Origin of the sequence: Nonomuraea sp. NPDC050227, assembly GCF_044459705.1 — a bacterium.
GTDB lineage: Bacteria > Actinomycetota > Actinomycetes > Streptosporangiales > Streptosporangiaceae > Nonomuraea.
Genome location: NZ_JBITJF010000001.1, coordinates 1,122,444 through 1,144,462, shown reverse-complemented (window position 1 = coordinate 1,144,462; position 22,019 = coordinate 1,122,444). Strand labels below are relative to the sequence as shown.

Below are 22,019 nucleotides of genomic sequence, written 5' to 3'. Positions count from 1 at the left end.
GATGGGACGCGTACTGCTCGCGGCCCCGCGCGGTTACTGCGCGGGCGTCGAACGGGCCATCTTCTCCGTGGAGGAGGCGCTGCGGCGCTTCGGGCCACCGGTCTACGTGCGCAAACAGATCGTGCACAACACGTTCGTGGTGGCCGACCTCACCGAGCGCGGGGCGGTCTTCGTCGACGAGCTCGACGAGGTGCCGGACGGCGCGCTGGTGATCTTCTCGGCCCACGGCGTCTCCCCCGCGGTCCGGCAGGAGGCCGGGGGCCGCGGGCTGCGCACGATCGACGCCACCTGCCCCCTGGTCACCAAGGTGCACAAGGAGGCGGTGCGGCTGGCCGAGGCCGGCCACGAGATCGTGCTCATCGGCCACGCCGAGCACGAGGAGGTCGAGGGCACCCTCGGCGAGGCGCCCGGCCGCATCCACGTCGTCGATCCGGCCAGGCCCCACGAGGTCACCGCGAGCGGCGCGGCGCGCATGACCTGGCTGTCGCAGACCACCCTCTCGGTCGACGAGACCATGGGCGCCGTCGCCGAGCTGCGCGACCGGTTCCCCCAGCTGGCCGACCCGCCGAGCGACGACATCTGCTACGCCAGCCAGAACCGCCAGGAGGCGATCACCCGCATCGCCCCCCGCTGCGACCTGGTCATCGTCGTCGGCTCGGCCAACTCCTCCAACTCCCGGCGGCTGGTCGAGGTCGCGCTGCACGCCGGCGCCCCCGCCGCCCACCTGGTCGACCGGGCCGGCGACGCCGACCCGCGATGGCTCGGCGGCGTCGGCACGGTCGGGGTCAGCTCCGGCGCGTCCGTACCCGACGTGCTGGTCGAGGACCTGCTCGGCTGGCTCGCCGGCCACGGCTACACCGACGTGGAGCCCGTGACCGTGACCGAGGAGACGCTCACCTTCTCCCTCCCCCTGGAACTCCGTTCCTCCCGCAACCCCGGCTAGACCCCACACCGAGATTGGCGGTGCACCATGACAGAAACCACCGACTCCAGCGCGCCCTTGAACGGCAACGGGCAGCTCAGCCTCAGTACCGAGGCCGCCAAACAGCTCGCGACCACCACCAAGACGCCCCCGCAGATGCAGGAGATCACCTCCAGGTGGCTGCTGCGGCTGCTGCCGTGGGTGCAGTGCTCCGGTGGCGTGTTCCGGGTCAACAGGCGCCTGACGTACACGCTCGGCGACGGGCGCATCACGTTCTCCACGACCGGCTCCGACGTGCGGGTCATCCCGGCCGAGCTGACCGAGCTGCCCATGCTGCGCGGCTTCGACGACATGGAGGTGCTCGAAGCGCTGGCCGACCGCTTCCAGCAGCGCGAGATCGAGCCGGGCGAGGCCATCGTCAGGGAGGACGATCCGGCCGACCAGCTCGTGCTGATCGCCCACGGCCGGGTCGGCAAGGTCGGGCAGGGCGCCTACGGCGACGAGCAGAACCTCGGCGTCCTGGCCGACGGCGACCACTTCGGCGAGCAGGCGCTGACCGGCGGCGGCACCTACGACTTCACCGCCACGGCCAAGACGCACACCACCGTGCTCACCCTGTCCAGGCAGACCTTCGAGCAGCTGGCCGAGCAGTCCCCGGCGCTGCGCGAGCACATCCAGAGCCGGCAGGCGGCCGGCGACCACGCCCAGAACGCCTACGGCGAGGCCGCGATCGACATGGCCTCCGGCCACTCCGGCGAGGTCGCGCTGCCCGGCACGTTCGTGGACTACGAGCAGTCCCCCCGCGAGTACGAGCTGAGCGTCGCCCAGACGGTCCTGCGGGTGCACAGCCGGGTCTCCGACCTGTACAACCAGCCGATGAGCCAGCTCGACCAGCAGCTCCGCCTCACGATCGAGGCCCTGCGCGAGCGCCAGGAGCACGAGCTGATCAACAACCGGGAGTTCGGCCTGCTGCACAACGCCGACTTCAGCCAGCGCATCCGCACCCGTTCCGGCCCGCCCACGCCCGACGACCTCGACGACCTGCTGGCCGTGGTCTGGAAGGAGCCGGCCTTCTTCCTCGCGCACCCGCAGGCCATCGCCGCGTTCGGCAGGGAGTGCAGCAAGCGCGGCCTCTACCCGCAGGCCAGCGAGGTCAACGGCCACCGCATCCCGGCCTGGCGCGGCGTGCCGATCTTCCCGTGCAGCAAGATCCCGGTCACCGGCAAGCGCACCACGTCGTTCCTGCTCATGCGGACGGGCCAGGAGAACCAGGGCGTCGTCGGCCTGCACCAGACCGGCATCCCCGACGAGTACCAGCCGAGCCTGTCGGTGCGCTTCATGAACATCAACGAGAAGGCGATCATCTCCTACCTGGTCAGCGCCTACTACTCGGCCGCCGTCCTGGTGCCCGACGCGCTCGGCGTCCTGGAGGACGTCGAGCTCGGCAGGAACGGCTAGCAGCCCCTTCGTCCGTCCGGTCCAAGAATTGGTGGTGTTTGTGTTGACGGAGTCGGATCAGCGGCTGAGCCTGGATACCGCCGCGGCGCGGAAACTCGCCACGACGACCAAGACGCCTCCGCAGATGCAGGAGATCTCCTCCCGCTGGTTGCTGCGGATGCTTCCGTGGGTGGACACCGCCGGCACCTATCGGGTGAACCGGCGGCTCACCTACATGGTCGGCGGTGGCCGGGTGAGCTTCTCGCGCACCGGCGCCCGGGTGCGGGTGGTGCCGCCGAGCCTGACCGAGCTGCCGCCGCTGCACGGGCTCGACGACGACCGCCTGCTCGACACCCTCGCGGGGCTGTTCGAGCAGCGGGAGTACGCCCGCGGCGACACGATCGCGCGGGCCGGACGGCCGGCTGACGAGATCATCCTGGTCGCCGACGGCCGGGTCACCCGGTTCCAGCCGGGCGACTACGGCAACCGCCTGGTGCTCGGCACCCTCGGCGAGGGCGACCACGCCGGGACCGAACCGCCGGGCGAGCGGGCCGTACGGCACGACACGCTGGAGGCCGGCACCAGGTGCACGGTGCTGGCCCTGCCGTGGGAGGAGCTGCGCGCGCTGGCCGAGAGCACGCCCGCCCTGCGCGACCGGCTCGACCGCCACCGCGCCCGGCGGGCGGCCCCCCAGACCAAGCACGGCGAGGCGGCCATCGAGCTGTCGGCCGGCCACCGGGGCGAGCACACGCTGCCGGGCACGTTCGTGGACTACGACCCGGGCCCGCGCGAGTACGAGCTGAGCGTCTCGCAGACCGTGCTGCGCGTGCACACCCGGGTCGCGGACCTGTTCGGCGACCCGATGGACCAGACCGAGCAGCAGCTCAGGCTCACCGTCCAGGCGGTGCGCGAGTCGCAGGAGCGCGAGCTGGTCAACAACCGCGACTTCGGCCTGCTGCACAACGTCGACCCGAGCCAGCGCATCCGCACGCTGACCGGTCCGCCCACCCCCGACGACCTGGACGATCTGGTCAGCCGGCGCAAGAAGTCGCGGTTCTTCCTGGCCCATCCGCGGGCCATCGCGGCCTTCGGCCGGCAGTGCAGCGCGCGGGGCGTCTATCCCGACACCGCCGAGATCGAGGGCGTGCCCGTGCAGTCGTGGCGAGGGGTGCCCATCCTGCCGTGCGACAAGATCCCGATCAGCCGGGCGGGCACCACCTCGATCCTGTGCATGCGCACCGGCGAGAAGGACCAGGGCGTCGTGGGCCTGTTCCAGACCGGCGTGCCCGACGAGCGGGAGCCGGGGCTCAGCGTGAAGCTCACCGGCATCGACCGGAAGGCCGTCATGTCGTACCTGGTCAGCGCCTACTACTCGTGCGCGGTGCTGGTGCCCGACGCGCTCGGGGTGCTGGAGGACGTGGAGGTAGCGAGCTGATGGCTCAGCCGTTCGAACTGCCCGACTTCTACATGCCGTACCCGGCGCGGCTCAACCCGCATCTGGAGGAGGCCCGTACGCACTCCAAGCTGTGGGCGCGCGAGATGGGCATGCTGGAGGGATCGGGCGTCTGGGAGGAGGCCGACCTCGACGGCCACGACTACTCCCTGATGTGCGCCTACACCCACCCCGACTGCGACGGCGCCGAGCTGTGCCTGATCACCGACTGGTACGTCTGGGTGTTCTTCTTCGACGACCACTTCCTCGACGTCTTCAAGCGCTCCGGCGACATCCAGGGCGGCAAGCGGCACCTCGACCGGCTTCCGCGGTTCATGCCGATGGGCGCCGACCTGTCCATGCCGGAGCCGGCCAACCCGGTCGAGGCGGGCCTGGCCGACCTGTGGCTGCGCACGGTGCCGGGCATGTCGGCCGACTGGCGGCGGCGGTTCGCCGAGAGCACCCGCCACCTGCTCAACGAGTCGATCTGGGAGCTGTCCAACATCAACGAGGGCCGGATCGCCAACCCGGTCGAGTACATCGAGATGCGCCGCAAGGTGGGCGGCGCGCCCTGGTCGGCGGGGCTGGTCGAGCACGCGGTGCGGGCCGAGATCCCCGCCCGGCTGGCCGGCGCCAGGCCGCTGCGGGTGCTGAAGGACAGCTTCTCCGACGCCGTGCACCTGCGCAACGACCTGTTCTCCTACGAGCGCGAGGTCAGGGACGAGGGCGAGCTGAGCAACGGCGTGCTGGTGCTGGAGACGTTCCTCGGGTGCACGACGCAGGAGGCCGCCGACGCCGTCAACGACCTGCTCACCTCGCGCATGCAGCAGTTCGAGCACACCGCGCTGGGCGAGCTGGGTCCGCTCTTCGTCGAGCACGCCGTCGATCCGCTGTCGGCGGCGGGCGTGCTGGCCTACGTCAAGGGGCTGCAGGACTGGCAGTCCGGCGGGCACGAGTGGCACCTGCGGTCGAGCCGCTACATGAACAAGGGCGCGAAGACGGCCCGGCCGCTCGGCGCGAAGTCGCTGGTCGCCGGCACGGGGGCCAAGCGGCTGCGCAACTTCGCCCACACCGGGCGGCAGCGCGTCGGCCCCTCGCAGATCCCCGAGCTGTACGTGCCCTTCGAGCTGCGCCTGTCCCCCCACCTCGACGGGGCCCGGCGCAACGCGGTGACCTGGTGCGCGTCCATGGGCCTGCTGGAGGCCCAGCCGGGCGTCGTGGGCTCGGCGGTCTGGGACGCCGAGAAGCTGGCCGACTACGACCTGCCGTTGTGCGCGGCGGGCCTGCATCCCGACGCCACCCCCGAGGAGCTGGACCTGGCCTCGCACTGGCTGTGCTGGGGCACCTACGGCGACGACTACTTCCCCGTCGTCTTCGGCCGGTCGGGCAACCTGGCGGCGGCCAAGGTCACGGTGTCCAGGCTCGCGGCGTTCATGCCGCTGGACGGCACGCCTGCGCCGCCGCCCGTGAGCGCGCTCGAACGCGGCCTGGCCGACCTGTGGGCGCGTACGGCGGGGCCGATGCCGGCCGGCGCCCGCGCGCAGCTGCGGCGGTCGGTCGTGACGATGTGCGAGGGCTGGCTCTGGGAGCTGGGCAACGAGGCGGCCCGGCACATCCCCGACCCGGTGGACTACCTGGAGATGCGCCGGCTCACCTTCGGCTCGGAGCTGACGATGAGCCTGTGCCGGCTGCGGCACGCGTACGCGCTGCCCGAGGCGCTGTACGAGAGCGGCCCGATGCGGGCGCTGGAGAACGCGGTCATGGACTGCGGGATGTTGCTGAACGACATCTTCTCGTACCAGAAGGAGATCGAGTTCGAGGGCGAGCTGCACAACTGCGTCCTGGTGGTCCAGAACTTCTTCGACTGCGACTACCCGGCCGCGCTCGGCATCGTCAACGACCTGCTGACCTCGCGGATGAAGCAGTTCCAGCACATCGCCGCGCACGAGTTGCCGATCCTGTGCGACGACCTCGGGCTCGACTGCGCGGCGCGGCAGGCGCTCGACGCGTTCCTGGCCGACTGCCGCCACTGGCTGACCGGCATTCTCAACTGGCACCGCGGCTGTCTCCGCTACGACGAGCCGTCCCTGCGCCGGCACCACCGGCCGCCGGCCTTCCGGCTGTCCGGCCCCCACGGGCTCGGCACGTCGGCGGCGACCCTGGTCTACAGCGGCACGTCGTACGGGCGCGGGGCGTAGAACCAGCCCATCATGCGCAGCAGACGTCGCAGGTGCGGCGTGACGTTGCGCAGCCGGATCCACCGTTCGTCCGGGGGCAGCGCGGGCAGCGCCAGCACCCGCAGCCCGGACAGGTCGACGAAGGTCAGCTCGCCGGTGTCGACCACGATGTACGTGCTGCCCCCGCGCGAGTCGGACAGCGTGCTGGCGAGCGCGGGGCTGTTGGTCACGTCGACCTCGCCGGACAGGGCGACGGCCGGGGCTCCGGGGACGACCCGCAGCGTGATGCTGAGCTGCCCGTCCTGATAGAGCAGCCGCTCTTCGAGATCGTTCACGACGTGCGCACCCCCCAACAGCTATGGACAGGGGGTTGCCGGTGGGATGACCGTCAAGCTGCCTCCCGGCCGTGGTGGCCGCCCTGAGGAGGTCGCGGTTCCTTCGCCGCGCTGACGATTAACCCGAACCCAGATTACACGAAGTATGTTTCGCTATGTAATGTTCAGGAGAAAATGACCGAATTGCAGCCGAATAATGAAGGGTTGCACCGATCTCCGCAGACGCACGAAGCCGGCCCAGCACGCAGGGCTGGGCCGGCTTCGGACCGTCCTCACGGCGGGGCCCGCACGCGTCCCGCCGCGGCCGATCCGGGGGCGTTCGGCAAGGTGCCGCCACGAGGGGTCATGGCTGCCGGAACGCCTTCGGGTCAGCCTGACGGGCGCGCGGACGGGCCGCCGCCGGTCAGCGGTCTCAGTTGTTGTCGCCGTAGTTGCTCTGGGCGTCCAGGACGTTGAGCTCGATGTCCTGGAGGTGCAGGGCGGTGAGGACGTCGATGTACTTGACGGAGTCGTTGAGGACGTCGTTGGCCAGCGTCAGGTCGTCCAGGATGGACAGCTGGCTCAGGATGGCCTTGCCGCCGTTGTAGGCGTTGGGGCCGACGTCGGCCGAGGCGCTCGTGGCGGTGAACCCGAACAGCGCGCCGGCGATGGCTGCACCGGTGAGAATGCGACGCATCATTTTTTACTTCCCTTTCATCGGAATCGGCGCAGCGGTGCGCGTCATCATTTATTACCCGCCTCCCGAGTGGCAGGAATTTCGCGAATAACGATCTCGTGGGGCTGCGGCAGGCCGCAAGGAAAATATGCTAAGCCAAAGTCAAGTACCCGCACTTATTCCTTGGCCGTCGATCGGGCGAAAGACATCCCGAAATGCCCCGAAATAATGCGACTCGTCGGGCACGGCAGGTTGTTTTATCCCCATACTCCCGGAGCAGGTAATCGGGAGAAGTCGCTTGAAACGCCGTGCCGTAACGGCGGCGCGGCCGGCCACGCGGGGGTGCCGAATATGCCATGAACGGACTACTGCGATTGTTGGCTGTTGCATTGGCGCACACCATTGTGTGCGTTTCCCATTCGATGCCCGCGCAGGGCGCCGCAGGCTGCCATCCGCACGGGTGCCGGGCGCAGGCACCGGCCGTCCGGTCGGCGGCGGGCTCGATCGCGCTGCGGGCGGCGATAGAGATGATCGGCGTCCCGTACTCGTGGGGCGGCGGCGGTCCGGGCGGCCCCGGATTCGGAATCGGCAAAGGGGCCAGGACCTGGGGATTCGACTGCTCGGGCCTCACCGAGTACGCGTGGGCGCGGGCCGGCGTGGCCATCGGGACGACGACGTACGAGCAGTGGCGGTCCGGGATCCGGATACCGCGGGAGGAGATCCAGCCCGGGGACCTGGTGTTCTACGACAGCGACGTCGACACCCCCGGCCCCGAGCACGTGGCGCTCGCGGTGGACGGCACGCAGATCGTGCACGCGCCCTACAGCGGTGAATCCGTACGGCTCGACGCGCTGGAACGGCCGCGCTTCCTGGGCGTCGTACGCCCGAGCCCGAGCCGTTCCGACGCCTAGGCCGAGCCCGACGGGCCGAGTTCGCCGGCCGGGCCCGCGCGGAGCCGGGTGCGCCTACGCGTGAGCCCCGCGGCCCAGGTCGTCCTGCAGTGATCGACCTGGGCCGCGAGGCGTTCAGAGCTCGGTGCGCACCAAGCCCGTGCCGTGGCCTCGCGAAATGCCACGGCCCGTACTTTCGGTCCACCTCAAGGCACCAGGAAGGCGACCTTGGCCGGGCGGATCCGCGAATTCTCCTGCGGGTCGCCGATCGTCTTCCTGCCTACGCCACGCGAGGAGGCTCAGTTGTTGTCGCCGTACTTGTCCTGGTTGTTGAGGACGTTGGCCTCGATGTCGTTCAGGTGCAGCAGGGTGAGGATGTCGATGTACTTGATGGAGTCGTTGGCGACATCGTTCAGCGCCGTCAGGTCGTCGAGGATGCTCAGCTGGCTCAGGATGCTCTGCCCGTTGTTGTACGGGTTGGGGCCGACGTCCGCGGACGCGGCGGAGGCGGAGAAGCCGAGAGCGGTGACCGCGATAGCTGCACCGGCCAGAATGCGACGGATCATGTTTGCTTTCCTCCATGGATCGGCGCTGAATTTGTGCGCCATGGTCGTTTGTGCAGGGCTGTGAGGTGCCGCAAATAACCATCGCGGCAGGCAGCGAAAATCGCAACTCGGAATGCCCTAACGAAGGTCAAGGGGACGCCTCGATTTCTTGGCACTCGGTTTCCGCGCTCATCGACGGGGCACTGCATATATCCCGGTCGGGCTGCCCGGTGAACGGGATTCTTTTGGCCTTCCGGCGGCGATGTTGGGGCGTTCGTGCCCGGCCGTTCAGGCAACGATCACCCGAAACTTGAGGAACGACCTACGACGCCGGGGCCCGAGTTCGGCGAATTTGGCGACCAGGTGAGTGGTTATCCAGGTGATCGCCTCGGAGGTGCTGTTCCGCTATTACCGGACGACGGTCGCGCCAGATGTCCCGCTGACCTGCGAGAACGCCCCCGGACCAAAACCGCCCCCTCCCGTCAAAGGACAGGGAGGGGGCGGGACGCGCGCGGAAGAGGCCGGGTCAGGGGGTGATCAGGTGGTCGAGGGCGGCGGTCAGGCGGTGGAGGGCGGCCAGGGATTCGCGGGCGGCGTCGAGGCCGAGCACGTCCACCAGGCGGTCGGCGAACTCGCGGTGGCCCGGGACGATCCCGGCGATCGCCTCGCGGCCCGCCTCCGTCGGCTGGAGGAGCTTGGCGCGGCGGTGGGCGGGGTTGGGCCGGTATTCGGCCAGGCCCCTCTCCACCAGCAGGTCCGCGATGCGCTGCACACCCTGGCGGGTCATGCCCATCACCCGGGCGATCCCCGCCACCGGCAGCGGCTCCCCCAGGACGGCGCCCAGCACCTGCCACCAGGCCGCCGTCATGCCCGCCGGCTTGGCCAGCTCCTCCGCCACGTGCAGGAACTGGCCGTTGAGCCGGAACGACGCCAGGGCCAGACCGGACAGCAGCTCGGCCGCCACGCTCTCACCGCCGTCACCGCTCCCACCTCGCCCGCCACCGCTCCCGTCGCGGCGGGCAAGGGGGTCTCCGGGGTCGGGGCTGCCGCCGGGGGTCATGCGGCCATCAGCACCTCGAACGCCGAGGCGTCGCTCTCGCCGAACAGGCGGTACCAGGCGTCGAGGACGTCGGGCCGGTAGACGTCGAGCCGGCGGAAGATCTCCCGGGCGAAGGCGACGGGCTCGGTCGGGCCGGCGGTGACGAGGTCGCCGTCGAGCACGGCGTCCGTCTCCTGGTAGTGCCCGGCTCCGGCGTAGCCCTGCTGGGCCCCCAGGTACGGCAGCGCCGCGCTGGTGTGGCCGCGGTCGTCGAGCAGGCCCTCGCGGGCGAGGCCGGCCGTGGCGCCGCAGATGGCCGCCACCGGCACCCCCGCCTCCAGGAACTCGCGCGCCTTGCGGGCGAACGGCGCCAGCTCGTCACCCGCGTCCCACAGGTCGGCCCCCGGCAGGATGAGCAGCGAGCTGCCCTCGGGCGTGAGCCGGTCGAGCGCGAGGCCCGGGGTGACCCGCAGGCCGCCCATGCTGACGACGGGCTCGCCGGTCAGGCCGACGTTGACGATCTCGTACGCCCCCGGCTCGCGCTGGAAGCGCTCGCTGCGCAGATGGGCGGTCGCGTGCCCGGTCTCCCAGTCGGCGAAGGTGTCGTAGACGGCGTGGTGGATGATTCCCTTCATGACAACATACTGTCATTTCGACAGCATGTTGTCAATGGAGAACCGTGCGAGGATAGGCGCCATGGCACAGATCGTCGGCGGAGGACGGCCGGTCAACGACGCCGAACGGCGCGTGATCTCCTACTTGCGCGACCACGCCCCCGCCGACTGGCTGCTGCTGCACAACGTCGAGGTCCCGCGCGGCGACGACGTGTTCGAGGTCGACCTGCTCGTGCTGACCGCCCACTCGCTCGTGGTCGTCGACGTCAAGGGCACCCGCGGCCGCATCGAGGTGTCCGGCACCCGCTGGTACCCGCCGCGCCGGGAGGCGTTCGGCTCTCCGGTGACCAAGCTGCGGGGCACCGCCAAGGCGCTCAAGGGCCTGCTGGTGTCCAGGGCCACCCAGCTCGAACGCGTCTACGTCGACAGCCTGGTCGTGCTCACCTCGCCCGACGCCGAGCTGGTCGACCAGGCCGGCCGCGACGCCCCCAACGTCACCGACCTGCCCGGCCTGGTGGCCACGCTGGGCGACGTCTCGCGGGTAAGGCGGGGGTGCAGCCCCGACGTGCGCCCCTACCTGACGGCGGTGCTCGACGCGCTCAACCACACCGTGCGCCGCAGCACCGCGCCGCCCAGGTTCGGCAACTGGGAGGTCGAGGAGCAGCTCGGCGGCGACGCCAAGGTCACCGAATACCGCGCGTTCAACGCCACGCTGCCGGGCAGCGAGACCGTGCTGCTGCGGGTCTACCAGGCCGACCCGCTGGCCGACCACGAGGCGCGGGCCGCCGAGCGTCAGCGCATCGCCAACGCCTACCAGTCGCTGGCCCGCATCCCGCCCCATCCGTGCGTCGTGCGCTCGCGCGACTTCTTCGCCATCGACGACGAGAGCCGGTTCGTGCTGGTGCTCGACGACGTCCACGGCGAGGCGCTGCACCTGTCGCTGGGCAAGGGGGCCCGGCTGGGCGTGATCCAGGACCTGCTGCGCGGGCTCGCGCACGCGCACGCCAACGGCGTCGTCCACCGGGCGCTCACGCCCGGGTGCGTGCTGGTCACCGACGACGGGCACGCGGTGCTGACCGGCTTCGACTACGCCAAGCCGGGGCCGCGCAACTACACGGTCGCCCACGAGCTGGGCAACGTGCTCGACGCCCATTACGTGGCGCCCGAGTGCCAGGAGCGTCCCGACCGGATGACCACCGCGTCCGACGTCTACGCGGCCGGGGCCATCGCCTACCAGCTGCTCACCGGGCAGCTCCCGACCAGCTCCGACGCCCACGGTCCCGACGTCCCCGAGGTCGTGCGCCGGATGCTCGACCACTCCCCGGCCAAGCGGCCGAGCGCCGCCGAGGCGCTCGACGCGCTGCAGGGCGTGCCGTTGCAGCAGTCGCGGCTGCGGCGGCTGGTCCGCCGTCTGGTCTCCGGCCCCTGACGTCCTCCTCAGGCCGGCAGGCTGCGGCGCAGGGCGCTGGCGTGCCTGAGGTAGTCGAGGGCCAGGCCGGTGCGCCCGGCCGAGCGGTGCAGCTCGCCGAGCAGCTGGGTGGCCGACGCCTCGCCGCTGCGGTCGCCGAGCTCCTGGAAGACCTCCAGCGAGCGTTCGAGGCCGGTCGAGGCGCGGGTCAGGTCGCCGCGCGCCGCCTGGAGGCCCGCGAGGCTCTGCAGCGCGTAAGCCCCGCAGTGGCGGTCGCCGAGCGACTCGAAGATCTCCAGGGCGTGCCGGTGGAACGACATCGCCTGGTGCAGCCGGCCCATCTGGAGGCACACGCAGCCCTCGCGGTGGGCGTCCCCCAGTTCCTGGGCCAGCCGCATGGCCTCGCCCAGCGACTCCGCCGCCTGGACGAGGTCGCCCGAGGTCAGGCAGGCCCGGCCGATGGCCTGCCGGGCGAACGCCTCGCCGTGCCGGTCCTCGGAGGCGACGAACATGGCCAGCGCCCGGCGCAGATACCCGAGCGACTGGAGGTGCCGGCCGCGGAACTGGTTCACGGCGCCGAGCCCGCAGACCGAGGTCGCCTCGGCCCTGACGTCTCCTATTTCGTGAAATATCTGGCGGGAGAGGGCGAAGCCCTCGGCGGACTCCTCGTACCGGTCCTGGTAGAGGCTGACCTGGGCCAGGCCCCTGAGCATGGCGGCCTCGCCGTACCGGTCGCCGGCGGCGCGGGCGGCGGCCAGGGCGGCGGTGTGCGTACGGCGCCAGGTGCCGAGGTGGCAGTGCAGGTCGAGGTAGGGCACCATGGCGGCGGCCAGCCCCCAGGCCGACTCGGCCAGGCCCAGCTCGGCCGCCAGGTCCACGGCTCCGGCCAGCGCCTCGTGCTCCGACTCGAACCAGGTGATCGGGTCGGCGGTGAGCCGGTCGAGCGTGCGCGCGGGCAGCCGCCACCTGGCCGCCCTGGCCGCGGTGAGGCTGAAGACGGTGGTGGGCAGGCGGGCCATGGCGTGCTCGGTGGTGACCGTCCAGGCCGCCAGCACCCTGGCCAGCGCGCCGCGGTCGGGGCCGCGGTCGCGGGCGTGCCTGCCGACGAGGTCGGGCACGCGGTAGCGCGGCTGGCCGACGTCGTCGGTGCCGACCGGGTCCAGCAGGTGGGCGTCCACGAGCAGGTCGGTGACGTCGTGGGCGCCGTGCCGGCCGAGCGCCGCGTCCACCACCCAGCCCGGCTGCGCCCCGGCGGCGGGCCCGAGGACGCCGAGCGCGCTCAGGGCACGGGCCGCCTCCGCGGGCAGCCTGCGGTATCCGGCGTCGAGGCAGGCCCGCACCTCCTTCAGCTCGGCCAGCCAGTCCTCCTCAAGCCGCTCGCGCAGCACCGACAGCGACCAGCCGGGCCGGGCCGCCAGCCGGGCTCCGGCGGCCCTGACCGCCAGGGGCGACCCGCCGCACAGCGTGACGACGGCCAGGGCGTCGGCCGGTTCGCGGGCCACCCGCCCGGCCCCGGCGACGCCGCCGAGCAGCGCCAGCGACTCCTCCGGCGACAGCTCGCCGAGCTCGACGCGCAGCGCGCCGGGCAGCTCGGTGATCCGCCGCCTGGTGGTCACGATCACGGCGCTGTCGTTGCCGGGGAGCAGGGGGCGTACCTGGGCGGCGTCGCGGGCGTCGTCCAGCAGGACCAGCATCGGGCGTTCGGCCAGCAGCGACCGCAGCAGCGCCGACCGCTCGCCGGGCGTCGGCGGCGCGCCGGTCACGCCGAGCGCCCGCAGCGCCTCGGCCAGCAGCTCGCCCGGCGCCCTGCCGCCGAGCTCCAGGTAGAGCTGCCCGGCGGGGAAGGCCGGGCGCAGGCGGTGGGCGGCGTGCACGGCCAGGGCCGACTTCCCCACGCCGGGCGGGCCGGAGATCACCGCGACCGAGAACGTCCCGGCCAGCGCGGCCAGGGGGGCGGCCCGGCCGATGAAGTCCGGCAGGTCGGGCGGGAGCTGCCGGGGCACGGCCGGCGCCACCCGGCCCTCGTCGGCCAGGATCAGCTCGTACGCGCCGCGCAGCTCGGCCCCCGGCTCGACGCCGAGCTCGTCCACGAGCTGGTCGCGGACCGCCGCGTACGTGCGCAGCGCCTCGGCCTTGCGCCCCCCGCGGTGCAGGGCGAGCAGCAGCCGGCCCCACAGGTCCTCCCGGTAGGGATGCTCGACCAGCAGGCCGCGCAGCTCGTCGGCGGCGCCGTCGTGGTCGCCGGCCTTGAGGCGCCGCTCGATCAGCGACTCGGCGGCCCGCAGCCGCAGCCGGTGGAGGTGCTCGATCCGGCGGTCCCAGACCGGGCTGCCCGGCAGGTCGCTCAGCGGCGCGCCGCGCCAGAGCGCGAGGGCCGCGCCGTACTCGCCGCGACGGGCCAGCTCCTCGAACAGGAGCAGGTCGAGCGCGCCGTCGGCGACGTCGATCGTGTAGCCGGCCCCGGCGGCGCGCAGGCCGACCGGGCCGAGCTGGGACCGCAGCGAGCTGACGTAGGTGCGCACGTTGGCCAGCGCCGAACGCGGCGGGCGCCCCGGCCAGAGCACCTCGGCGAGCCGGTCGGCGCCGACCACCTGCCCTGCCTCCAGCAGCAACGTGGCCAGCAGCATGCGGGGTTTGCCGCCGGAGATCCGTAGGGGACGGCCGGCGGAGCGGATCTCCAGCGGGCCGAGGACGTGGAAGGTGACCGTCATGACAGCATCAGCCCCTTTACGGGAGATCTGACAGCTCTTTGTATCGGTTCTGGATGATTCTTGTGCGGCCAATGCGGACTCTGGTGTCACAGATCCCACTGGAAAGGATCACCCCATGAAGCTCAGCCGATCAATGGTCGCCGGCCTGGCATTGTTATTCGGCCTCGGCACGACGACCCCCGCCTTCGCCGACCCGGAGCCGGAGTCCGCGCAGGCGCAGCTCCTCGCGACGAACTTCCAGATGCCGTTCCCCTGCGGCCAGACCTGGACCGGCAACTCCAGCGCGAGCAGCGCCCACCAATCGTGGGAGATCGACTTCAACAGGGGCAGCACCGCCGACGCCGACCTCGGCGACCCGGTCGTGGCCGCCGCCTCGGGAACGGTGGTGATCTCGGCGCACCAGGGCTCGACCAACGGCTACGGCAACCTCGTCAAGATCGACCACGGCGGTGGCTGGTCCACCTACTACGCCCACCTGAACACCCGGCTGGTCAGCGCCGGCCAGTCCGTCTCGCAGGGCCAGCAGGTCGGCACGGTCGGCAACACCAGCAAGCCGGGCAACAACATCAGCCCCCACCTGCACTACGAGGTGCGCCTGGGCACCAGCTACCCGTCGAACATCCAGAAGGCCGTCTTCAACGGCGTCACCTTCGGCTACCCGGTGCAGACGCTGAGCTCGAAGAACTGCGGCGGGTCCAGCAACCCGTACACGCCGCAGGAGGCGTGCGGCGCCGGCTACGACGTGATCGACTCGGCCGGGCTCGGCACCGACGGGACCGTCTACCTGCTCTACAACGGCTCCAACGGCAACAACTGCGTGGTCACCATGAAGGCGAAGTCGCTCGGCACGGCGACCGCGACGACCGCCTACCTGGAGGTGCAGGGCAGTACCAGGAAGACCGACTCCGGCAACTACGGGTACTACGCCGGCCCGGTCTACGCCGCCGCCGCGAACACGTGCGTCAAGTGGGGCGGCAAGGCCGGCGCCTCGGCCTACGACAGCCCGTTCGAGCACTGCGGCTGAGGCGGCTCAGGCAGGCGTGATCGTGTCGAGGACGTCGATCACGTACAGCATGGGCCTGTCCCCCGGGGAGCCCACGGCCAGCCGGCTGCCGACCTGGCTGCCGACCAGCGCCTCCAGCCAGGCGGGCGGCACCGAGCCGGGCCTGAGCGTGAAGGCGCTGGGACCGCCCTTCCGGTAGGACGAGTCCACCACCGTGCGGGACGGCCAGGACGCGGCCACGTACTGGATGACCACCTTGGAACCGGCCGTGACGTCCCGTCCCGAACCGTCGATGAGGGTACGGGGCGGGGAGTCCGGCCGCAGGTCGGACGGGATCGCCGGCAGCGCCCGCCCGACGAGCCGCGCGTCGGGCGGGTAGCCGCCGAGGATGTCGAAGACCACCACCAGCGTGTCGGCCGGCGAGACGCCGGTCAGCGGCACGTTCGGGCCCAGAGCCTCGGAGGCCGGGCTGACCAGCATCACCCGGCTGCCGGCCGGCCTGTCGATGAGCGAGGCCCGCCAGGTCTCGGAGACCTGCCTGCCGTCGAAGACGACCGTGGTGGGCTGGTTGCCGTCGTAGGTGCTGAGATACGGCTTGTTTCCCGACCATCGCCGGATGTCCACGTCGGCGAGCACGACGTCCCCCGGGACCGTACGCCGGCCGTTGCCCATGGAGAGCACCGTGATCCGCGGCGTGCGCCCCGGCTTCCCCCGAGGTATGGCGACGACGGGCTTGCTGCCGAACGCGCCCGTCACGACGGGCTGCGAGCCGTCCTCGGCGACGCCACACGAGGTGGCCAGCATGAGTACGGCAGGCCAGAGCAGGCGCACGATTTCCCCCAAGATGCCAGATCCGAAGGGGTTACTTGCCGCAATAGCCAAAAGGAAAGCTGCGGGTCTCGCCATCTCACGACAAAGGGCGCGGGAGACTGGACCGCGTGAGCAAGCCCAACCTGGCCCGCAGGGTCGCAGAAGCAGCCGAGATCGCGTTGACCAACCGCCACTACGTGACGTTCATCGACGTCGTGACCGGGTTGCGCTGGCTGCGGTCCCGGCACGTGGACCTCTGGCGGCAGGGCCGCGCCGGCACGCTGGCCGAACTGGCCGCGGTGGACGAGGAGCGGCTGCTCGTCACGGCCGGGCTGCTGCGGGAATGGGCCCTGGCCAAGGGGCTGCGGCCGGTGGAGACGCCGTACGTGGCCGGCACCCGCGACCGGCGCGACCTGCGTTTCACCTCCGGCCACGGGCAGGACGCCTTCCGCGTCCACTGGCTCTCGCCCGATCTGAGCGAGGCCCGGGTGCGGCGGCTCACCGAGCGGCAGAGCAAGGCCCCCGACCTGGTGGTCGTGGTCTCCGAGAACCCGTGGACGTGCGCGTCCTGCGGCGACACCGGGCCGTACCTGATCATGGAGGACGACCGGCCCCACTGCCTGAGCTGCGCCGACCTGGACCACCTGGTGTTCCTGCCGGCGGGGAACACGGCGCTCAGCCGGCGGGCCAAGCAGGAGAGCGGGCTGTCGGCCGTGGTCGTCCGGTACAACCGGCGGCGCAAGGTCTACCAGCGCCAGGGCGTGCTGGTCGAGGAGGGCGCGCTGGCCGCGGCCGAGGAGCGCTGCCTGGCCGACGAGGAGGCGCGGCTGCGCCGCCGCGAGCGCGACCAGGTGCGCAGGGCCGAGCAGGACGTCGCCTTCCAGACGGCGATGGCGGCCGAGATCGCCCGGCTGTTCCCGGGCTGCCCGGCCGAGCGGGCCCGCGAGATCGCCGAGCACGCCGGCCGGCGCGGCAGCGGCCGGGTGGGCAGGACGGCGGCGGCCAGGGCGCTCGACGAGAACGCCATCACGCTGGCGGTGATCGCGTCGGTCCGGCACCTCGACACCGACTACGACCGCCTGCTCATGTCCGGCGTCCCCCGGATGGAGGCCAGGGACCGGATCAGGGACGCCATCGAGGCCAGGCTCACGGAGTTCCGGCGACCGCCCCGATGACCGCGCGGGCCCGCCTTCGGTACCGTCCATGCATGGACGACTGGCACACCGTACGTGCGGAACTGCGGGCCTTCGCGCTGGGCCTGCCCGAGACCCACGAGGACCATCCGTGGGGCGAGACGGTCATCAAGGTCAACAAGAAGGTCTTCCTGTTCCTCGGCCTGGACGAGCAGACGGAGAAGTGGGCCCCGACGTTCGGCGTGAAGCTGTTGTCGGAGGCGCACGGCCACGCGCTGACCGTCGAGGGCGCGGCCCCCAGCGGGTACGGCCTGGGCAGGGCCGGCTGGGTGACCGTGCCGTTCCTGTCGGCGCTGCCCGAGACCGACGTGCTGCTCGACTGGGTCGAGGAGAGCTACCGGGCCATCGCCCCGAAGCGGGCGGTCAAGCTACTGGACGGCCAGCCGTAGCGCGAAGGCGACCAGCAGCACGCCGGTCACCCGCTCGACCCTGGCGCGCACCCGCGGCCTGCGCAGCAGGCCGCTCACCCGGTCGATGATCACGTTGTAGAGGCTGAACCAGAGCACGTACAGCACGGCGATGATCCCCGACAGCAGCAGGGCCCGTCCCAGGGTGTCGCCGTGGCCGGGCAGGAACTGCGGCAGCCAGGTCACGAAGAGCAGCAGCACCTTGGGGTTGAGCAGGTTCGACAGCAGCCCCCTGCGCACGTGCACGAGCGGCGAGCCGGTCGGGGGTGCGGCGCCCTCCACGGCCTTGGCCCGGTTCCGGCTCGACAGCAGGGCGTGCACCCCGAGCCAGAGCAGGTAGCAGATGCCGAGGGCGCGCACCGCGGTGAAGGCGGTGGGCGAGGCGGCCAGCAGCGCCGACAGGCCGACCGCGGCGGCCGCGGCGTGCACGGACAGGCCCAGCAGGCCGCCGAGCATGGTCAGCAGGCCGGCCACGCGGCCGTGGGCGAGGGAGTTGCGCATGATCAGGGCCGCGTCGGGGCCGGGGATCATGATCATGATCAGCGTCGTGACCGCGAAGGTCAGCAGCATGGCGGGGGTCTCCCGGAGCTGGGGGCGCGCTCCCGCCCGACCCGCCGAGTGTGCGGAGGTCGCACGGTCACGCGGGCGAACATCGTCAGTGCCTTGTGGGCACCGGCCATGATATCTGGATCAGTTTGCCGAAACACGCCAGGAAAGGCGATAAGGGACCTCTGTGACGAAAGCCACCGCGAGGTCCCTGATCTGTCCCGGCGAAGGCCCCCTCTATTCGGCGAAGGCCGCCAGTGCGATGCCGAGGCCGCGTTCGTTCTGGCCCTGGGCCTTGGCGTCGGTGGAGTTGAGCGAGTAGACCACGACGCGGCTCAGGTCCTGGGTGGCGCCGATGCCGGTGGAGCTGCCGTAGCGGGCGCCGGTCTTGCCGTACGCGACGATGCCGCCGGGCAGCACCAGCTCGGTCAGGCCCGAGGTGTAGTGGGCCGGCTCGTCGTCGGTGCCGTACATGGTCACCTTCGGCACGGTGAACATCGGCTTCAGCTGCTCGGCGGGCACGAGCCGGCCCCCGAACAGCGCCTTGGTGAACTTCTCCAGGTCGGCGGCGGTGGTGATGAGGTCGCCCGAGGCCCAGGTGGAGGTGACCTCCATCTCGGTGACGTCCACGACGTACGCGTCGCCGTAGGGGAAGGAGTCGGGGAAGCCCTTGGGGACGACCTGGTAGCCCTGGTTGTGCCGGCCGTGGATCTTGACGGACCTGCCGGGGAAGTAGCTCTGGTTCATGCCGGCCGGGCGCAGGATCCGGGCGCCGACCTCCTGCTCGTACGACCTGCCGGTGACCTTCTCGATCACCAGGCCCTCGACGAAGGTGTTGATGTTGAGATAGTGCTGCTTGGTCCCCGGGGTGAACTCGATCGGGTTGAGCACGGCCTGGCGGACGTACTCCCGCGGGGTGATCATCTTGAAGCGGTCGGCGTAGACCCGCTCGAAGCCGCCTTCCGACTTCGGCGCGGGCAGGCCGCTGGTGTGGTTGAGCACCTGGGCCAGCTTGACCGGCGGGTAGTCGGCGGGCAGCAGCCCCGGCAGGTAGTCCTGGACCGTGCGGTCGAGGGAGACCTTGCCCTCGGCCACCAGCTGGAGCACGACCGCCGTGGTGAGCACCTTGGTCACGCTGCCCGCCCGGAACCTGGCCCCCTCCCTGGCCGGGTGCTTCCCGCGCAGATCGGTCACGCCGGAGACGCCGTGCCAGGAGCCGGCCGAGCCGCTGACCCTGACCTCGGCCGCGGTGGCGTCCGCCGCGGGCAGCCCGGCGATGCTCTTGCGCAGCGCGGTCTCGTTGATCGGCGGCACCTGGACGGCGGCGGCGCTGTGGGCGCCCACCTCCGCATGGGCGAGGGCGGGAGCGCTCACGGTCAGGGCGGACAGGGCGGACAGGGCCAGGACGGCGGCGGCGAGACGGGTGCGCTTCATGGGGATCTCTCCAGGTCACATCGGCTTTCGATGGGACAATCCTGGCCGGGGACCCCCTGGCGGCGGATCGCCGACGACGGCGATCTTCCGGCTCGCTCTCAGGAGGGAGGGGACTCGCCCGATCAGGTGACCGCGAGCCGCCGGGCGTACCGCTCGTCCCGCCACAGCTCCTTGTCCAGCACCTCCAGCAGCGTGGTGGCCGCGTCGTGGACGTCGGCGTAGCCGATGTAGAGCGGCGCGAAGCCGAACCGCAGGACGTCCGGCGCGCGGAAGTCGCCGTGCACCCCCCGGTCGATGAGGGCCCGCATGACCGGGTAGCCGTCGGGGTGGTGGAAGCAGACCTGGCTGCCGCGCGCGTCCGGCTCGGCGGGCGAGACCAGCTTGAGCGCGTCGCCGACCAGGTCGACGAAGAGCGAGGTCAGGGCGAGGCTCTTGGCCCGCACCTGCGCCATCGGCACCCGCTCCCAGATGTCCAGCGCCGCCTCCAGCGCGGCGAAGGACACCACGTGCGGCGTGCTGACCGCGAAGCGCCGGATGCCCTCGGCCGGGCGGTAGCCGGTCTCGAAGGCGAACGGCTCGGCGTGGCCGTGCCAGCCGGACAGCACGTTCTCGGCGGTGGCGTGGTGGCGCGGGTTGACGTAGAGGAAGGCGGGCGCGCCGGGTCCGGCGTTGAGGTACTTGTACGTGCACCCGACCGCGAAGTCGGCCTGCGACACGTCCACCTCCATGGCGCCCACGCTGTGGCACACGTCCCAGACCATGAGCGCCCCGGCCGCCTGGACCTGGGCGGTCACCGAGGGCACGGGCCGCCGGGCGCCGGTGCGGTAGTCCACTTCCGACAGCAGCACCACGGCCGCGTCGTCGAACCGGCCCTCGGCGTAGTCGCGCACCTCGTAGTCGCCGAGCAGCCGGGCCAGGCCCTGGGCGATGTAGTGGTCGGTGGGGAAGTTCCGCGGGTCGGAGACGATCACCTTGCGGCCGGGGCGCAGCCGTACGGCGGCGGCCAGCGCCTGGTAGGCGGCGATCGTGGTGGTGTTGCCCACGACGACCTGGCCGGGGCCGGCCCCGATCAGCGGCGCGAGCCGGTCGCCGGCGGTCAGCGGCTGGTCGTACCAGCCGGCCGCGTTCCAGCCGCCGACCAGCTGGCCGCCCCACTCGTCCTCGACCGTGCGGCGCACCCGTTCCGCGGCGCGGCGGGGCATCGCGCCGAGCGAGTTGCCCACGAGGTAGACGACCCCTTCGGGCAGGACGAACTCGTCCTTGAACGGCCGCAGCGGATCGTCGGCGTCGAGGGCGAGGCAGGCGTCGCGGTCCAGCACCGGTTGTGCTCCTTACGGGGGCGAGATGGTGGCGATTATCCGGTTTACACCATTCTGGTACTCGCGGACGTACCAGTTCTGCACCGGATTGTGGGCCGCGTCCAGGCGGAGCGATCCTCGTGGGCCGTCCAGCTCGCCCACCCCGGCCAGCGCCTTCGTCAGGTCGCCGCCGGCGGCCGCCGCCCGGTCGATCAGCCGCATCGCGTCCCAGCTCTGCAGCGCGACCGCGGACGGGTTCCGCCCGGTGCGCGCCCGCCACCCCGCCACGAACGCGGCGTTGGCCGGGTTCCGCAGCGCGGGCGACCAGAGCCCGACGCTGACCATGCCCTCGGCGTCCCGGCCGACCGCGCGCAGGACGTCCTCGTCGGCCAGGTTCTGGCAGGCCAGCAGCTTGATCCTGGCATCGTAGCCGAACCGCTTGAACGCCTTGACGAACGCGACCGCCTCCCCGCCCGCGTAGAAGGCGTACAGAAGCCGCGCCTCGCGCGGTATGCGCGCCAGGTACGGCTCCAGGTCGGCCTGCCCGCCGAACGGCGTCAGGATGCGCTTGAGCGGCCCGGCGCCGTATCCCTCGGCGAAGCCGGTCAGGGTCTCGGCGCCCGCGGAGTAGTCGGAGGCCATGAGCACCACGTCCTGGCCGGCGTAGTGCTCGGCGGCGTACCGGCCGGCCGCGTAGCCGTGGGCGCGGTTGGTGTAGGACACCCGGAAGACGCCGGGCCCGCCGAGCTGGTCGGCGCCCGCGTTCGCGATCACCACCGGGGTGCCGGCCGCCTCCTTGACCACCGAGACGGCGACCGGGGAGGCGAGCAGGCCGGTGAGCACGTCGGCCCCGCCGTCGATCAGCTTCCTGGCCTGCTCGGCGCCGATCTCCGGGCTGCTGGCGTCGTCGGCCACGACCAGCCGGGCCGGCCGGCCGCCGAGCAGGCCGTGGTGGTCGTCCAGGTAGAGCCGCATGGCGGTCTCCATGTCGTCGCCGAGGGTGGCGTACACGCCGGTCTGCGAGATGATCGCGCCGACCCGTACGGGCTCGTCCTCCGCGGCGAGGGGCACCGAGCCGCCGCAGCCGGCGACCATCAGCGCGACCAGCCCCAGCACGGCAACGCGCATGGGAGCCCCCTTCAGCCCTCGCCCGACGCCCCGGG

At 71.8% G+C, this 22,019-nt stretch carries 20 protein-coding genes; 9 read left to right on the top strand and 11 right to left on the bottom strand.

Translation table 11 applies throughout. The features are described 5' to 3' along the window. Nucleotide 1 precedes the first annotated feature (1 nt). Genes ACIBK9_RS06025 through ACIBK9_RS06010 form a run of 4 tightly spaced genes read left to right on the top strand, consistent with a single transcriptional unit; the run spans nt 2 to nt 5,989 of the window. Entirely contained in the window at nt 2-943 is a 942-nt protein-coding gene (locus ACIBK9_RS06025) for a 4-hydroxy-3-methylbut-2-enyl diphosphate reductase (protein WP_397155503.1), read from the top strand. Nucleotides 944-970: 27 nt separating this feature from the next. Continuing rightward, nucleotides 971-2,380: a family 2B encapsulin nanocompartment shell protein gene (locus ACIBK9_RS06020; RefSeq protein WP_387671445.1), complete on the top strand. Its 1,410-nt coding sequence runs from the start codon at nt 971-973 to the stop codon at nt 2,378-2,380. Nucleotides 2,381-2,423: 43 nt separating this feature from the next. Next, nucleotides 2,424-3,794, top strand: coding sequence for a family 2B encapsulin nanocompartment shell protein (locus ACIBK9_RS06015; RefSeq protein ID WP_387671447.1), 1,371 nt, complete (start codon nt 2,424-2,426; stop codon nt 3,792-3,794). After that, a complete protein-coding gene (locus ACIBK9_RS06010) occupies nt 3,794-5,989 on the top strand; it encodes a germacradienol/geosmin synthase (protein ID WP_397155500.1) in 2,196 nt (731 codons plus the stop codon). Before ACIBK9_RS06015 ends, ACIBK9_RS06010 begins: the two co-directional genes overlap by 1 nt. Here ACIBK9_RS06010 and ACIBK9_RS06005 read toward each other — a convergent pair. Together ACIBK9_RS06005 and ACIBK9_RS06000 are read right to left on the bottom strand one after the other, a co-directional pair. Then, the gene (locus ACIBK9_RS06005) at nt 5,956-6,303 is read right to left on the bottom strand and encodes an STAS domain-containing protein (RefSeq protein WP_358291638.1); all 348 of its coding nucleotides are present in this window, start codon (nt 6,301-6,303) and stop codon (nt 5,956-5,958) included. The genes ACIBK9_RS06010 and ACIBK9_RS06005 overlap by 34 nt on opposite strands. 412 nt (nt 6,304-6,715) lie before the next feature. Then, entirely contained in the window at nt 6,716-6,982 is a 267-nt protein-coding gene (locus tag ACIBK9_RS06000; protein ID WP_352322994.1) for a hypothetical protein, read from the bottom strand. Nucleotides 6,983-7,380: 398 nt separating this feature from the next. Here ACIBK9_RS06000 and ACIBK9_RS05995 point away from each other — a divergent pair, with 398 nt between their 5' ends. Beyond that, a complete protein-coding gene (locus ACIBK9_RS05995) occupies nt 7,381-7,869 on the top strand; it encodes a C40 family peptidase (protein ID WP_397155498.1) in 489 nt (162 codons plus the stop codon). A 278-nt stretch (nt 7,870-8,147) separates the two neighbouring features. On the opposite strand, the gene ACIBK9_RS05990 is transcribed toward ACIBK9_RS05995, so the two are convergent. The 3 genes from ACIBK9_RS05990 to ACIBK9_RS05980 all read right to left on the bottom strand — a co-directional run bounded on the left by ACIBK9_RS05990 (nt 8,148) and on the right by ACIBK9_RS05980 (nt 10,067). After that, nucleotides 8,148-8,414, bottom strand: a complete 267-nt coding sequence (locus ACIBK9_RS05990; RefSeq protein ID WP_352322992.1) for a hypothetical protein — start codon at nt 8,412-8,414, stop codon at nt 8,148-8,150. A gap of 505 nt (nt 8,415-8,919) precedes the next feature. Next, nucleotides 8,920-9,453: a MarR family winged helix-turn-helix transcriptional regulator gene (locus tag ACIBK9_RS05985; RefSeq protein WP_397155495.1), complete on the bottom strand. Its 534-nt coding sequence runs from the start codon at nt 9,451-9,453 to the stop codon at nt 8,920-8,922. Beyond that, on the bottom strand, nt 9,450-10,067 hold the full coding sequence (locus ACIBK9_RS05980; RefSeq protein WP_397155493.1) for a type 1 glutamine amidotransferase family protein: 618 nt from the start codon (nt 10,065-10,067) through the stop codon (nt 9,450-9,452). Before ACIBK9_RS05980 ends, ACIBK9_RS05985 begins: the two co-directional genes overlap by 4 nt. A 61-nt stretch (nt 10,068-10,128) precedes the next feature. Here ACIBK9_RS05980 and ACIBK9_RS05975 point away from each other — a divergent pair, with 61 nt between their 5' ends. Further along, a complete protein-coding gene (locus tag ACIBK9_RS05975) occupies nt 10,129-11,475 on the top strand; it encodes an NERD domain-containing protein (protein ID WP_387671456.1) in 1,347 nt (448 codons plus the stop codon). An 8-nt stretch (nt 11,476-11,483) separates the two neighbouring features. Here the strand turns inward: ACIBK9_RS05975 and ACIBK9_RS05970 are convergent, their stop codons facing one another. After that, nucleotides 11,484-14,165 carry a BTAD domain-containing putative transcriptional regulator gene (locus ACIBK9_RS05970; protein WP_397155491.1) on the bottom strand — a complete coding sequence of 894 codons (2,682 nt, stop codon included), beginning with the start codon at nt 14,163-14,165 and terminating at the stop codon, nt 11,484-11,486. Between the two features lie 115 nt (nt 14,166-14,280). Between ACIBK9_RS05970 and ACIBK9_RS05965 the strand changes: the two genes are divergently transcribed. Next, nucleotides 14,281-15,189, top strand: a complete 909-nt coding sequence (locus ACIBK9_RS05965; protein WP_397155489.1) for a M23 family metallopeptidase — start codon at nt 14,281-14,283, stop codon at nt 15,187-15,189. 6 nt (nt 15,190-15,195) lie between these two features. Here the strand turns inward: ACIBK9_RS05965 and ACIBK9_RS05960 are convergent, their stop codons facing one another. Continuing rightward, on the bottom strand, nt 15,196-15,999 hold the full coding sequence (locus ACIBK9_RS05960; RefSeq protein WP_397155487.1) for an FKBP-type peptidyl-prolyl cis-trans isomerase: 804 nt from the start codon (nt 15,997-15,999) through the stop codon (nt 15,196-15,198). A 107-nt stretch (nt 16,000-16,106) separates the two neighbouring features. Here ACIBK9_RS05960 and ACIBK9_RS05955 point away from each other — a divergent pair, with 107 nt between their 5' ends. Next, nucleotides 16,107-17,153 carry a DUF2293 domain-containing protein gene (locus ACIBK9_RS05955; RefSeq protein ID WP_397155485.1) on the top strand — a complete coding sequence of 349 codons (1,047 nt, stop codon included), beginning with the start codon at nt 16,107-16,109 and terminating at the stop codon, nt 17,151-17,153. Nucleotides 17,154-17,185: 32 nt separating this feature from the next. Continuing rightward, the gene (locus ACIBK9_RS05950; RefSeq protein WP_358291625.1) at nt 17,186-17,560 is read left to right on the top strand and encodes an MmcQ/YjbR family DNA-binding protein; all 375 of its coding nucleotides are present in this window, start codon (nt 17,186-17,188) and stop codon (nt 17,558-17,560) included. On the opposite strand, the gene ACIBK9_RS05945 is transcribed toward ACIBK9_RS05950, so the two are convergent. The 4 genes from ACIBK9_RS05945 to ACIBK9_RS05930 form a co-directional block, all read right to left on the bottom strand. Then, on the bottom strand, nt 17,540-18,148 hold the full coding sequence (locus ACIBK9_RS05945; protein WP_397155483.1) for a LysE family translocator: 609 nt from the start codon (nt 18,146-18,148) through the stop codon (nt 17,540-17,542). The two genes, ACIBK9_RS05950 and ACIBK9_RS05945, sit on opposite strands and share 21 nt — an antisense overlap. Before the next feature lie 213 nt (nt 18,149-18,361). Next, nucleotides 18,362-19,558, bottom strand: coding sequence for a serine hydrolase domain-containing protein (locus tag ACIBK9_RS05940; protein WP_397155481.1), 1,197 nt, complete (start codon nt 19,556-19,558; stop codon nt 18,362-18,364). Between the two features lie 122 nt (nt 19,559-19,680). Beyond that, nucleotides 19,681-20,877: a kynureninase gene (kynU, locus tag ACIBK9_RS05935; RefSeq protein WP_397155479.1), complete on the bottom strand. Its 1,197-nt coding sequence runs from the start codon at nt 20,875-20,877 to the stop codon at nt 19,681-19,683. Nucleotides 20,878-20,889: 12 nt separating this feature from the next. After that, nucleotides 20,890-21,984 (bottom strand): ABC transporter substrate-binding protein, encoded by a 1,095-nt coding sequence (locus ACIBK9_RS05930; protein WP_397155477.1) that lies wholly within the window; start codon nt 21,982-21,984, stop codon nt 20,890-20,892. Nucleotides 21,985-22,019: the final 35 nt, after the last annotated feature.